Below are 14,677 nucleotides of genomic sequence, written 5' to 3' on the forward strand. Positions count from 1 at the left end.
TTATGACTTCTAGCTTATGCATTAGAAATATCATGGATTAACAAAGATTTTGCTGTTCTGAACCAATTTTATCTAGCTGATTTAAACGTTTTTCAAAATCATCGATATCACCCTGCTGTTGATGATAAGATGCTATTGTTTGTTGGAAGAACGGCTTATAGCGACTCGTAATTAAACGGTTATCAAACGAAACGATGATACCTCTATCATTTTCATTTCTTAATAAACGACCGAGTCCCTGTCTAAAACGTGTTACCGCATCTGGCAAAATATAATCTTTAAAGATATTGGAAAATTCATCTTTTAACAACATCGGTTTAGTCGCGTGTTGATTCATGAATGGTAGCTTTGCAATCATGACACATTTGACACCACTTGCTTGATAGTTAAAGCCTTCAAAAAATGTACTCGTTCCTAACAATATCGCTTTTTCGAAATGATTAAACTTTTGAACGATTTTATGGTTTTGACTTTGTTGTTGCGCCAAAATAACATAATCGTCGAATGCGGCTATTTCATTAAGATATTCCATCACTTCATAAAGCATTTGATAATTGGTAAAAAGAATCAGACATTTGCCGTTAATCGTTGTGACATAACGTGTAATATATTCAACAATTGTCTGTACATATGCTTCGTGATTTTGATAATTGAACGGTTCTATATCAGTCGGTATAAAAATATAACCATTGTCGTAATTCACTGGTTGTGCTTGAATTTGATATAGATTAAATGATGTGTCATCTTTAAACCAATTTTTAAACGCTGCAAAGGATTGATTAAACGTTAAAGTTCCCGAAATAAAAGTTAAAGATTTAAACTGTAGCAGTAATTGCTCAGTAAGTACTGTTTTAACATCTGTTTCTTTAACGTGTAATTTAATTGTTGATTTTTGATCTAAATTTTTGAGTGAGACATAAAATACTTTATTGTGTTTCAAACCATCTTCAATCGGTTTCAACTGGGCAGCAATATATAATAATTGCTTTCTCAATGTTTTGACCGTCTTATGTTTAATGTTTTCAAAGTGCAATAAAGTTTGATGAATTTTTTTAATTAAGCGATGTAAATCCGTTAATAGTGTTTCACTCGATATGTCATAAACATAATATAATTTTGACGACTCATCATTGTGAATGTGTTCCGACTGAATTTGCTCGAAAAGATGTTCAAAGAAAGCGTCATTCATGTCGTGTATTTCAATAATATCTTGCTTAATCATAAAGACATTCATCGGCTGAATATCTAAGTTTTCTTTAAGTCGCTGTTGTTCAAGTTCATCAATTTGGGCAAGCAACTTTTCATTTTCAGTTTTTCCAATTAAACCGAGCTGATACTTCATGTCGGCATACCCTATTTCGTGTACAGCACAATCTAACGCATAATCCGGAAGACGATGGGCTTCATCAATAATACAATGGTCAAATAATTGATAAATCATATTTTCAGATGATGAACGTAAGAGATGGGCATGGTTGGTAATCCCTATTTGAATATTATGTGCGTTCATGCGAATTTGATGATAATAATCAATATCTTTACGCATTGGTACGTATGTTTCGATTTTTTGATCTAAATACATTTTGACGCCGCCACGTAGGTTCAATTCATGAATATCGCCAGTATTGGTTTCTAATAACCATATCAATAATTGTAACTTAAGTAAGTTTACTTCATAGTTATTCGTTTCATCATTCATGATTTGATGAACGAGCCCGAGTGATATGTAATCGCGCTTACTTTTAATAACACATGCGTTAATTTGTGTATTTAGTGCGCGATTAATAAGCGGAATATCTTGTTCTATCAGCTGATATTGTAATAGCTTCGTGTTCGTTGAAATCATCACATGTTCGCCTGTCTCAATGTAATACATTAAGGCAGCGATAAGATACGCTAGTGATTTTCCACTTCCTGTTTCAGCTTCAATCAGTGCCGTGTCATTCTGCATCAATTGATTGTATATGACTTCTGCTAAATAGCGTTGATCTTCACGATATTGATAGCCTGCATATGTAATGACTTGTTCATATAGCTTAGCGAGTCCATCATTAAATGCAATTTGCGGATGATCGAATAAGCTTATCGGTTTGTAGTAAATATCATTAAATTGTGCCAATGTATGATGTGCGACATGTGTAGAATCATGTTGTCGAACAAGTTCAAAAAAGTAGTTATCTAGGTGGAACTTAAGATTTTTACTTAAATGATACAGTTGTTTTTTGCTATCGATTGGTAATGACTCAAATTTAGCAAATGCATGAATCATGATCTTAGCAGTCGTTTTAGCATCTTCATCGGCGCGATGTGCTTGCGCAAGTGGAATATCAAGTGCTTGCGCTAATTCACTCAGTTGATAACTTTTTTCTGATGGGAAAGCGATTTTGAAAAGTTCTAACGTATCAATGATTTGTTTCGGTTGAAAGCTAATTTGGCATCGTTCAAAAGCCACTTTTAAGAAATTGAGATCAAAGTTGACGTTATGTGCTACAAAAATACAGCCTTGTAATTGTTGATAAATCTCATCAGCAATTTCATGAAAATAAGGCGCATGTTCGAGCATATCATTTTCAATTGCTGTTAGTGCCTGGATGAATGTCGGAATTTCTTTATCTGTTTTAATCATGGAATGGTATGTTTTGACGATTTGATGTTGTTCGACAAAAACGATACCGATTTGAATAATATCGTCTATTTGCGCTTGATTACCCGTTGTTTCTAGGTCAATAACTGCATATCTTGGGGATTTCAATGAATTTGACCTCCTTTCTATACAACTTTATGGGAGCTCGATATCTGCACTCATCAAGCGATGTAAATTACCTTGTTCATCGACTACGTGTAAAAAGCCTTCGTCGTCAATTTGAATCACTTTACCGTAAAATTGTTTCTGACCTTCCGTAAAGCGTAAACGACGTTGCCAGATGTTTGAAACCGCAATATATTCATCTTTGATACTGCTAAATGGTTCTTCTAAAAATTGTTGGTAACGTTGCTCAATTTGTAAAATCAAGTCATGTAAAAATGTATAGCGATCAACTAATGAATCACGATGAAGTCGAATACTTGTTGCCTGGAGTGGTACAGATGTATCAAAATCCTCGAGTTGTTGGTTCACGTTAATGCCTATACCACATACAACGGCTTCTATGCCATCAGCATTAGCGACCATTTCTGTTAAAAAGCCGCATACTTTGCGGTCGCCAATATAAATATCATTTGGCCATTTAACAGCAACTTTTTCATCGACATATTGTTGAATGGTATTACAAATTGCAAGTGAAATGAACAAGTTAAATGTTGTCAGCATGGAAAATGGAATGTTAGGACGTAATACAAGCGTCATCCAAACCCCTTGCCCTTTTGCAGATTGCCAACGACGTTTAAAACGCCCTTTACCTGCTGTTTGTTCATCACTTAAAATAAGCATCGTTTCTGCATGATCTACTAAGGCACGTTTGGCGATGTCTTGTGTAGATGTCACAGAATCAAACGTTTGAATTGTTTCGACTAAGTTTTGGTCTTTTAATAGCCCTTGTAGTATACCTGTATGCCATTCAGTCGGATAAGCATTTAAACGATGCCCTTTATTGTGCACAGAATCAATGGACACGTTTTCTGATTTTAATTGATCTATCACTTTTTTAACGCTCATACGTGAAATATTGAGGCGTTCAGCAATCGCTTGTCCTGAAAGATAGTTTGGTTGTGCTTCAGTTAACAAAGCAAGTATGTTATCACGGTATTTCGACATTTCCCTTCACCCATTCAATAATTTCTTGTTCAGTGTTCGTTACTTGTTGTTGGACGACTGCACATTCAGCGCGTCGTAATGCATCTTTAATCCATGGTCCTGCTTTTTTATCAAAAGTTTGCATCAACACTTTACCGTTTATTGCGAGTTGTTGAAGATGTGTAATTGCAAGTGTCTGCCATATTTCAGAAACTGTTTCTGCATTAAATATTAGCTTCGATGGTTGGGATATTGCATTCGTTTCAAGCAACGCCTGCATATCCAATAGTTCTCTGCATATCGAGTCACCAAAATCATATACAAATTGGCGCAGTTCTGTTTTTGACGTCAAAGTGGGTGCTTGTTCGAGCGCTTGTAGTAATCGCTGAGCGTGTCTGATTTCATCATTACTGCGTTTCAGTTGTTTCGTGTTAATATGATGTTCTGATTGGCGCATCACAATTGCCAAAAACTGTGGTAATGTGACAGGTTCTGTAATATGGATACGTTCCATCGGCATTTCTTTAAAATACGGTAGATAGTCCCAAATATGTAAATCTTGCAATGTTGAAAATGTTTCTGAGACATAATTGCCAGCAAGTAGCTTTTCTAATTCCACCATTATACGTTCAATAGCAAGGTGTGAAATATCAGCGGTCTTTTCAACCATTGCGTCGTAAGTTGTTGCATCGATTGTAAAACCGAGTTGTGATTTAAAGCGTAATCCACGTAAAATACGTAGTGCATCTTCGTCAAAACGTTCGCGTGGATCGCCTACTGTACGAATGATTTTAGTAGCAATATCTTGTTGGCCGTTAAAGTGGTCCAAAATGTTAAATTGTGCGTCCATTGCAATGGCATTAATTGTAAAATCGCGGCGTTCAACATCTTGATACAGGTCACGTACAAAATACACTTCGCTTGGGCGACGATGATCGATATAGGCACCCTCTGTTCGGAAAGTGGTTATTTCGTAATTGTCACCTTGCCATACAACGTTAATCGTGCCGTGTTCTTTGCCAATCGGAATCGTATGATCAAACAGCGCTTCAATTTCATCAGGTGTCGCACTCGTTGTCATGTCGATATCGTTAATCGGACGTGCCATTAAATAATCACGGACTGCACCGCCGACAAAATAGGCCTCATAGCCATGGCTCGTAAGCTGTTGCATAACCGGTATTGCTGTTAAAAATGGTGCTTTATCATTCATCATCGGCCGCTCCAATCATTTGGCGGTAATGAGATTCGTACTGATCTGCAATAATTGAAGAATGGAAGCGTTGCTTGACATCCTTTAACATATTTTGTTGTAACGTTTTGTACAATGTTTCATCTGATAATAATTTCAGGGCGTAGTGTGCTGCTTTTTCACTATCACCTACGTCAACCAAATACCCTGTTTCACTGTGTCGAATCACTTCTTGAATACCACCAGCGCGTGTGCCGATTGGGACAACACCTGTCGTCATTGCTTCAAGTAACGTTAGACCGAAACTTTCTTTTTCACTCATCAATAAGACTAAATCTGATATTTGATAAAAATTGCTTACACAATCTTGCTTTCCTAAAAACAGGACGTCATCTAATAAATCTAGGTTGCGTACCTTTTCACGCATATCGAGTAATTCAGGGCCGTCACCAATCAGCAATAACTTTGCTTTCGTTTGTTGACGGATATGATGGAAAGTATCAATAATCGTATCGATGCGTTTCACTTTTCTAAAGTTAGAAACATGAATAATCACTTTCTCATCTTCTGCTATGCCGTAACTCGCTTTAAGCTCTGAATTGTATCCAGTCGGAAATTCAGATTCACGCACAAAGTTATAAATCGGAACAATTGCTTTATTTGGTTTGATAATTTCATAAGTTTCATCCTTAAGAGATTCACTGACACTCGTTACGACATCACTTTGTTCAATGCCGAACTTAATCGCGTTCCGCAGTGCATGATCATAACCTAAAACAGTAATATCTGTCCCATGTAATGTCGTCATAATTTTAATATCTTTTCCTGACATTTGACGTGCCAGAATACCACAAATAGCATGCGGAATGGCATAGTGCATATGTAGAAGATCTAAATCATACTCATTAATAACATTCGCAATTTTAGTACTTAACGAAATGTCATACGGCGGATATTGAAAAACGGCGTACTGATTTACATCGACTTGATGAAATGTAATATTTGGAATTGGTTTATTAAGGCGAAATGGCATATTTGATGTAATAAAATGGACTTCATGACCACGCTCTGCCATTAGAATACCGAGTTCTGTCGCGATAACACCAGAACCACCAATTGATGGATAACACGTAATTCCAATTTTCATGACATGTTACCTCCTTTATTTTCGTTCAAAACGATCTTTGTCACGCGTATTAAACTTGTGCATCGTTTGATTAAAACTTTCTGTCATATCAATATTTAAAGAATTGGCAATACAGAGTAGTACAAATAGGTTATCGCCTAACTCTGCTTCTATCGTATTGGTTGCTTCACTTTCTTTTTTACGTTTTTCACCGTAATAATGGTTGATTTCACGCGCAAGCTCCCCCACTTCTTCAGTCATACGTGCTAAGTTTGCTAATGGTGAAAAATAACCTGCTTTAAATTGTGAAATGTAAGCATCTACTTCTTGTTGCATTTCGTGCATAGATTTTGACATGATATGACCTCTTTCTTATAAGCATTCTCTCTTATATTACATTTATCTGACGTGATGAGCAATTCATGACGCTTATAGGAAGAATAAAAAATAGACTGAAGTGTGGTATTATTTTTAGCAGACTAATTAGCGGAAAAAAGACAAAAAAAAGACGCTTTGCACGTCTCTAATTTAATGCAGTATTAATTTTTGTATCTGCGCCACAACGCCGATTACTAAGAATGCAGTATTAATTTTTGTATCTGTGCTACAACACCGATTAATTAATATCTTTATTATAACAATACATATGTGTCAAAACAATTAAAATTATAAGAGAAATTCTGTCGAAAACGTTGCTCCTTGAACACCGACATAGCTAAGTTGTGAAAGGAGTGTATAGCGTTTCTCTGTCCCCCAGTTACTTAGCTTTTTGGGGACTACGATGAAATCCTTGCTCACGCGTGAGGTTTCTGTAGTGGTCTTAAATTTGGCCGAAAGTGTGGTAGTCATATTGAAAATCTTGATTTTGAGACAACGTTTATAGGGTACTCTGAACCCAAATTTTTGAGTCCTAGCTCCATTTTGAACAGCCTAACAAACAAAAAAGCCGAAACAATAGTTTCAGCTTTTTTGACTATTCTGCAGAGCGCGCCATTAAGATAAAACGTACAAGTTCTGCAACTGCAACTGCTGTTGCTGCGACGTATGTCATCGCTGCTGCACGTAAAACACGGCCTGCATGTTTGTATTCTTTTTCATTAACAATTTGCATACGTTGAATTTGATTCATTGCACGCTTACTTGCATCAAACTCAACTGGTAATGTCACAATTGAGAATAATACGGCGAATGCCATTAAGAAAATACCAATCCATAAGGCAGATGTACCAATCGCCATATTCATCGCTGTTAATACGATACCCGCCATAATAAAGATGTATGATAATGAGCTACCTAAGTTTGCAACTGGCACAAGTGCTGAACGGAAACGTAAGAAGAAGTAGCCTTCATAGTGTTGAATTGCGTGACCTACTTCATGTGCCGCGATGGCTGTTCCTGCAACGCTTGGTCGGTTGTAGTTTGCCGGTGATAACACAACGACTTTATTTTTTGGATCATAATGGTCTGTTAAAAAACCTTGTCCTTCTTTGACATCTACATCATAGATGCCGTTTGCGTGTAATATTTCTAATGCGACTTCTCTACCCGTCTTGCCGCTTGTTGATCTTACTTTAGAATATTTTTCATAGTTCGATTTTACACTGTGTTGGGCATACATAGGAAGAATCATCAGTACTACAAAATATAGAATCATTGACATAAATGACATGGTGTTCACTCCTTTTATTATATTTTACGTGGTTCACGTATAGGGGTCAAACTATTTACTCTACGCTGCTTAATTCGCCATAATACAAAAATAATCGGTATCATCGAGAGCCAAAATGCAATATAGCCGATTAGACTTTCGTAACTTGTTAATGAACCGTATACGGGATATTGATGAAAGACGTAATCAATGACGTCATTATGAATCACCCATACGTTAGTAATCGCAATACTTGTAAAAGTAAAGTGAAAACGTGGTAGAAAGAGCAATGCTTGAAGTGCCATAATACCATGCGACATGATAAGCATTACGCCTGTCAAATAGATCGTATCGTCCACATAGAACAGCATAAAATTCATGATAACCGCCCAGACACCATACTTAAATAAAGTGACAAAGGCCAATGTATCAATAATGGCCGATTGTTTATTGGCAATAAATAATATTAAGCTAATAGATAGAAAAAGTGTTGCTGTTGGACTATCTGGAACAAACGGCCAGAAATACCAAGGTGTCTGTGCGAGTTGTGGTCCGTACCATATATACCCATAAATCGTGCCTAATAAATTAGAAATTAATAAAATGTACAGGACTGGTTTGTGATACAGCAATGTTTGTACGAGTGATTTGATAGACATTGAATATACCTCGTTGTACATATTTTCAAAAATGATGTCTACGCAACTTCAATGTGTTACGTAGACGTGTATAGCTGTAAAATGCGTCTGCATCATGCATGGTTAGACTCATATCAATTTGCGATGACAGCAGTTCTAACAAATGCTGTTCGGTCGACTTAGACAGAGTTAGATGATATAAATCACGCAAATACTCTGATTGATCAGGCAGTGCAATCAGTTGATGCAATAATACGTTATCAAGCAACGCATCTCGCTGAGCGTCTTGACGTAAATTGAGTTTGACATCAATTTGTTGTGTTGACTGAATGACTTCATGAAATATCTGATCTGAGTTAATAAGTTGCAGTTCATCATGATCAAATTGAATCGCATGTCCACTTGTATCGGCGGATGTTAACGTCAATGTTGGATGATGTTCAATGACGTGATCAACAAAATGAATATTATGCAACAGCGACGCATCCGCTTTAATATAGTTAAGCAACCAAACACTAATGCGTGATTTGAATGTGTAATGTGAAAGTAAGTACGTAATGAATTGTTGTTTTACTTGTTGTAATGGCACATCAAACATACCACTCACCTTACAATAAACGCTCTCGTTCTTCGTGCCACAACGTGTTGTTTGGTTCAAGTTCAATTAAGCGTTCTAGTAGACTTTCGCGTGTTGGCGTATCACCAATTTCAACAGCGTAATGATAATAATCGCTCAAGAAGTCGATGTTGTCATGAAGCGTCGCATGTGCAAGTTTATAGAAGTGTTGTGCTTCCTTATCACGTTCTTCTTCACCAAGTGCATAGGCAATTTGCCACATGAATTGTGGGTCCATATCGTCTTCTTCAGTATATTGAATGAGTGAAATCAAGCCTTCATTATCTTCTTCATTGCGGTAATAGTCTGCAAGTAACATTAATGGTTCTTGATATGCTGGGTCGACTTCAAGTGCTTGTTTAAGCAATGATACACCTTCTTGTGCGTCGCCATGTTCAATTTGCAACGCACCTGTTGTGTACATTAATTCTTTATAAAATTGGTTAAGACGCAGCCCTTCCATGCCGACTTCAATGGCCTCTTCATAGGCTTTTTCATTCTCATAAAGTTGTTGTAAGTAAAAATACGCTTGCATATAATCCGGATCTTTTTGTAATAAAGTACGGATGATTTTAATTGCTTCTTGTGTTAAGTCATTTTTATCGAATGCAATGGCTTTTTTAAAGTAGTCTTCGGATGTCATTTCTTGTTCATGAATCTCTTCAAACCATTGTAAAGCGTCAGAATAGTTCCCACTTTGTAAACTGCTGTCAGCTAATCGAGAGAACAGATTAACGCCATTAACGACATGTTCACCGGCTTCAAGTACAGTATCGTAAGAACGAGATGCACGTAAATATTGTCCGTCATAATAGAATAATTCAGCCAATGCAAAATGTAAGACAGGATCTGATGGCTGCATTTCAATCGCTTGTTGGACCTTGTCAATCGCGACGTCCGTCATATTAATCTGTTGATATAAGTCAGCTTCCAACATCAAACGTTCCGGTGTCAGTTCAACGCCGTTTAAATATTCCAAAGCTTCGTCTGTTTGGCTTTCAGAAATTAAGCCTTCAATAAAGTAAATAAGTACGTCTGCTTCTTCTGGATATTTCATATAAAGTGCGCGGAATACCTCTAGTCCTTGGGGCATTAAACCAAAGCGGTATAATGTCTCACCTAGCATAAATAAAGCTTCGTCGTTATCAGATTGAATCGCTTGCTCAACACGACTATTTATATCATCTAGCTTCTGACTATTGATGTCGTCGATTAACTTGTAGATATCTTGCATGTTATCCCTCATTTTCTAATTGTTTTAAGGCAGGCAAAAATCCAGGAAATGACACATTAACGCTATCAAAACGGTTAATCACATACGCTTCATCTGACAGCAGTGAAGCGATTGCTAACATCATACCAATACGGTGGTCGGTATGACTGTCTAAGTCTGCCACCTTTGTGACGCGTGAAGGATGAATAATCATGCCATCAGACGTTGGTTCAAGTGATAACCCTAACTTATTCAGTTCATCAGCTGTTGTGTCAATTCGATTTGTCTCTTTTACCTTTAGTTCTTCAGCATTTTTAATGATACTTGAACCTTGTGCTTGTGTACAGAGTAATGCTATTACTGGTAGTTCATCAATACATCTCGGTATCAATTGGCCGCTTATTTCAGTACCTTGTAAATCAGGCGTGTACTGCACACGGATGGAAGCGGTTGGTTCAGGTCCATCAGTAACATTGAAAACGGTAAGGTTACCGCCCATATTTTTGACGACTTCAAGGATACCATCTCGTGTTGAATTGATGCCAACATTATGTATTGCAAGATCGCTTCCCGGGATAATAAGGCCTGCGACAATAAAAAAGGCAGCAGATGAGATATCACCTGGTACATGAAAATCTGTCGGTTGGATATGCGTGATACCGTTAGGAGGGAGTGTGACTGTCATATCTTCTACTTCAATTGGAATGCCATAATGCGCAAACATCGTTTCAGTATGATTGCGTGACACGTCAATTTCGTCGATCACAGTTGATTCATCAGCGAACAATCCAGCAAATAAAATCGCACTTTTTACTTGAGCACTTGCGACTGGCATTTGATAATGAATGCCGCGTACTTTACTAGAATTCACAATTAATGGTGTGTATTGGTCATCCACCCCTGAAATAGCGATATTCATTTGTTGTAAAGGCGTCATAATACGTGCCATTGGTCGTTTTCCTATTGATACATCACCGGATAATACACTTTGTACGCCTGCACCACCGAGTACCCCAGCAAGTAAGCGTGTTGTTGTGCCAGAATTGCCTGTATATAAAACTTGATGTGGTGTTTGAAATTGTTGGTAACCAGGTGAGTCAACGATAATACGATCTGATTCAATGGTTATAGAGACACCTAGTAGACGGAAAATTTCTGCCGTACGAAGACAATCTTCGCCTAGAAGCGGTTGATGAATGACAGATTTACCTTGTGCTAATGATGCAAGAATAATCGCACGATGCGTCATAGATTTATCGCCCGGAACCGTCATTTCGCCACGTAAAGGCCCGTGCATATCAATTGTTGTTGTCATCTCGAGCTCATTCCTTTCCTAATGTTTGTATAGTGTTAAAGGCAGCTTCCAAAACATCTACGGGTACAGTTTCAACAGTGGGCTGTCCTACTGCTTGTAACAATACCATGCGAATGCCTGATTGGTTATTTTTCTTATCTTGTTGCATGAGCTTTAGCAATGGTTCAAAAGTAAGATTCTGAAGTTGTTCTAATGGATAGCCAAGTGCTTTTAGATAGTTGAAATAATGTTGAACTGGATGATTGGCGTCCAGTAGTGCATTCGCAACAATCATTTGATAAACAATGCCAATCATGACTGCATGACCGTGTGGGATTTTTGTTTGGTACTCTACCGCATGACCGAACGTATGGCCTAAGTTCAACCATTGACGTTGACCACGTTCTTTTTCATCATTTACGACAATATCTAACTTTGTTTGGATGCCATCAATGAGATGTTGTTCAATGTTTTCTAACTTCAGCAGTGATGGCTGATCGTAATATGATGCCTCAAGTGTTTGGACTGATTTTGGTCCTTGTAATAAGGCATGTTTATACACTTCACCATAGCCACTTAATATTTCGCTAGCAGGTAAAGACCCTAAAAAGTCTAAATCATAAAGAACTGCAGCAGGTCGATGAAAAGCACCGATTAAATTTTTTCCGAACGTCGCATTAATGCCAACTTTCCCACCGATACTTGAGTCGTGGGCTAAAATGGTCGTTGGGACTTGAATAAAGTCAACACCGCGTAAAAGTGTAGCCGCTAAAAAGCCAACAAAGTCCCCGACAGCCCCACCACCTACTGCAACTAGGCACGTATTGCGTGTCGGTTGGAACGACAATAATTGTTCTATATATTGTTCGTAATAGCGGAGTGTTTTAACTTGTTCCCCTGCAGGCAATTCAAACGTCTTAGTAACTTGCTGTTGTGTCATTGCTTGAATTTTTGATGACCAGTGCGTGTTTACGTGTTCATCGACAAATACAAAGACGTGCTGATATGTGGCTGTATATTCAGCTAACCGATCAATCGCATGATGTTCGACAATCACAGGATAATTTTGTGTTGAATATGTTGTCATCAATTTCATCTTAAAGCCCCCTACTAAAAGTTAATATTTTGTTCACGTCGTGCATCCACTTGTTGTTTCAAAATTGTTATATCATTAGACTCGAATTCTTCCAATAACGCACGTGCGACTTCAAATGTAACCGCATGTTCACATACAATGCTTGCAGCAGGTACGGCACAGCTATCTGAACGTTCAATCGTTGCCTTAAAAGGTTCTTTCGTATTGATGTCGACAGAAGCAAGTGGACGATAAAGTGTAGGAATAGGTTTCATCACACCATTGATAACGAGTGGCATACCGTTTGACATCCCGCCTTCAAAACCACCGAGATGATTAGATGCTCTGTAGTAGCCAGTTGTTTCATCGTACAAAATTGGATCTTGGATTTCGCTACCTAACTTTTCACCGGCAGTAAATCCTTCGCCAAATGAAACGCCTTTAAATGCGTTAATGCCTACAACACTTTGCGCAATGCGACCGTCTAGTTTACGATCATAATGAACGTAGCTGCCGATACCAACAGGCATATGGTTGACTATGACTTGTACGACACCACCAATTGAATCGCCTTCTTGCTTAGCTTCATCTATTTTATCGCGCATTTGTTGGGCAATTGTTTCGTCAACCACGCGGACGTCATTTTTATCAACGTTTTGAATAATGTCTTCAATGTCATAGTGCGCTTTATCACTTACGCCACCAATTGATATGACACGACTGTATACGTCAATATCAAGTTGTTGTAACAATTGCTTACATAACGCACCGACCGCAACACGTGCCGCCGTTTCACGAGCAGATGAACGTTCGAGCACATTGCGTAAATCACGATGTTGATATTTCAAACCACCGACAAGGTCAGCATGTCCTGGTCTCGGCTTAGTAATGACACGCTTCATCTCAGATTGGGCTTCTTCGCTAATAGGTGCAGCGCCCATAATATTACGCCAATGTGTAAAGTCATCGTTTTTAATGACGATTGTGATCGGACTACCGAGTGTATAGCCGTGGCGGACACCTGAAACAATCTCAACGCTATCTTTTTCAATTTGCATACGGCGTCCGCGTCCATAGCCACCTTGACGCTTATACATTTCTTCGTTTAGTTTTTCAATATCCACTTGCATATTTGCAGGTAAGCCTTCAACAATCACTGTTAGTTGTGGGCCGTGTGATTCACCAGCTGTTAAAAATCTCATCTGTTCAACACTCCTTCAATTCCATTATGTATCGTAAAAGTATGTGACATCGAAAGCAGTCTTTTTTTAGATGCAAACTTAGATGTCTATTCATACATTCCATTTACTAAAATGATATGACATTCATCATAGCACAAATTCGCCGTTTAATTAACAGAAAACTTCAAAAAAATTTATCGCTTTTAATGACTAAAATCATAAGGGAGTTAAAGGAAATGGGACAATAATACAAACATTTAAATTAACTTTGAGGTTTTATGAAGATGGCAGTAGCTGACTGATGTCTGACTACGCCTTTGTGGCTTGTCACACATCTAGTCAGCCTTGCCGGGGCACTACAACGAAATCTTTACTTGTGCATGAGATTTCTGTAGTGCTCCCAAAAAATGGGACAGTCAATACGACCATCCCACTTCAATATCATATATTTGATTTTATTCATACACCCATACGTCTTCTGGTAAAGCGTATGTGCTCAATTCTGCTTCATCAAACCATAATGCAATTTCACGCTCAGCTGATTCAACTGAGTCTGAACCATGTACCACATTGCGTCCGACTGTTAAGCCTAAGTCACCACGAATTGTGCCAACTGCAGCTTCTGTTGGGTTTGTAGCGCCAATTAAATGACGAGATACGTTCACAGCATCTTCCCCTTCTACAACCATCGCGAAGACAGGCGCAGACGTGATAAAAGCGATTAAATCGTTATAGAATGGTCTTTCTTTATGTTCGCCATAGTGTGTTTCTGCTAACGATTGAGGTACCGTCATCAACTTAGCACCCACTAATTTAAGACCTTTACGCTCAAGACGTTGAACGATTTTTCCGATTAATTTACGTTGTACAGCATCTGGTTTAATCATTACAAAAGTTCTTTCCATGAATAAATATCCCCCTTATTTTGAAACATACAAGCTTATACTACCATTAATGTAAA

13 protein-coding genes are annotated in these 14,677 nt (G+C 38.0%); all 13 read right to left on the minus strand.

Annotated features, from left to right (window positions below):
* Nucleotides 1–37 precede the first annotated feature (37 nt).
* On the minus strand, nucleotides 38–2,752 hold the full coding sequence (locus CD122_RS05555) for a helicase C-terminal domain-containing protein (RefSeq protein ID WP_103358007.1): 2,715 nt from the start codon (nucleotides 2,750–2,752) through the stop codon (nucleotides 38–40).
* A 27-nt stretch (nucleotides 2,753–2,779) separates the two neighbouring features.
* Nucleotides 2,780–3,754, minus strand: coding sequence for a biotin--[acetyl-CoA-carboxylase] ligase (locus tag CD122_RS05560; RefSeq protein WP_103358008.1), 975 nt, complete (start codon nucleotides 3,752–3,754; stop codon nucleotides 2,780–2,782).
* Nucleotides 3,738–4,946: a CCA tRNA nucleotidyltransferase gene (locus CD122_RS05565; RefSeq protein WP_103358009.1), complete on the minus strand. Its 1,209-nt coding sequence runs from the start codon at nucleotides 4,944–4,946 to the stop codon at nucleotides 3,738–3,740. Before CD122_RS05565 ends, CD122_RS05560 begins: the two co-directional genes overlap by 17 nt.
* Nucleotides 4,939–6,072 (minus strand): N-acetyl-alpha-D-glucosaminyl L-malate synthase BshA, encoded by a 1,134-nt coding sequence (gene bshA / locus CD122_RS05570; RefSeq protein WP_103358010.1) that lies wholly within the window; start codon nucleotides 6,070–6,072, stop codon nucleotides 4,939–4,941. Before bshA ends, CD122_RS05565 begins: the two co-directional genes overlap by 8 nt.
* Before the next feature lie 15 nt (nucleotides 6,073–6,087).
* Entirely contained in the window at nucleotides 6,088–6,408 is a 321-nt protein-coding gene (locus CD122_RS05575) for a nucleotide pyrophosphohydrolase (protein ID WP_103358011.1), read from the minus strand.
* Nucleotides 6,409–7,024: 616 nt separating this feature from the next.
* Nucleotides 7,025–7,720, minus strand: coding sequence for a zinc metallopeptidase (locus CD122_RS05580; RefSeq protein ID WP_103358012.1), 696 nt, complete (start codon nucleotides 7,718–7,720; stop codon nucleotides 7,025–7,027).
* A gap of 17 nt (nucleotides 7,721–7,737) precedes the next feature.
* On the minus strand, nucleotides 7,738–8,358 hold the full coding sequence (locus CD122_RS05585) for a DUF1405 domain-containing protein (protein WP_103358013.1): 621 nt from the start codon (nucleotides 8,356–8,358) through the stop codon (nucleotides 7,738–7,740).
* Between the two features lie 25 nt (nucleotides 8,359–8,383).
* The gene (locus CD122_RS05590; protein ID WP_103358014.1) at nucleotides 8,384–8,935 is read right to left on the minus strand and encodes a YpiB family protein; all 552 of its coding nucleotides are present in this window, start codon (nucleotides 8,933–8,935) and stop codon (nucleotides 8,384–8,386) included.
* 10 nt (nucleotides 8,936–8,945) lie between these two features.
* Nucleotides 8,946–10,187 carry a tetratricopeptide repeat protein gene (locus CD122_RS05595; RefSeq protein ID WP_103358015.1) on the minus strand — a complete coding sequence of 414 codons (1,242 nt, stop codon included), beginning with the start codon at nucleotides 10,185–10,187 and terminating at the stop codon, nucleotides 8,946–8,948.
* 1 nt (nucleotide 10,188) lies between these two features.
* Nucleotides 10,189–11,481: a 3-phosphoshikimate 1-carboxyvinyltransferase gene (gene aroA / locus CD122_RS05600; RefSeq protein ID WP_103358016.1), complete on the minus strand. Its 1,293-nt coding sequence runs from the start codon at nucleotides 11,479–11,481 to the stop codon at nucleotides 10,189–10,191.
* Between the two features lie 7 nt (nucleotides 11,482–11,488).
* The gene (gene aroB / locus CD122_RS05605) at nucleotides 11,489–12,556 is read right to left on the minus strand and encodes a 3-dehydroquinate synthase (RefSeq protein ID WP_103358017.1); all 1,068 of its coding nucleotides are present in this window, start codon (nucleotides 12,554–12,556) and stop codon (nucleotides 11,489–11,491) included.
* Between the two features lie 14 nt (nucleotides 12,557–12,570).
* Nucleotides 12,571–13,737, minus strand: coding sequence for a chorismate synthase (gene aroC / locus CD122_RS05610; protein WP_103358018.1), 1,167 nt, complete (start codon nucleotides 13,735–13,737; stop codon nucleotides 12,571–12,573).
* A gap of 434 nt (nucleotides 13,738–14,171) precedes the next feature.
* Nucleotides 14,172–14,621: a nucleoside-diphosphate kinase gene (gene ndk / locus CD122_RS05615; RefSeq protein ID WP_103358019.1), complete on the minus strand. Its 450-nt coding sequence runs from the start codon at nucleotides 14,619–14,621 to the stop codon at nucleotides 14,172–14,174.
* Between the last annotated feature and the right edge of the window lie 56 nt (nucleotides 14,622–14,677).

Origin of the sequence: Staphylococcus rostri (genome assembly GCF_002902145.1) — a bacterium.
In the GTDB taxonomy this organism is placed as follows: domain Bacteria; phylum Bacillota; class Bacilli; order Staphylococcales; family Staphylococcaceae; genus Staphylococcus; species Staphylococcus rostri.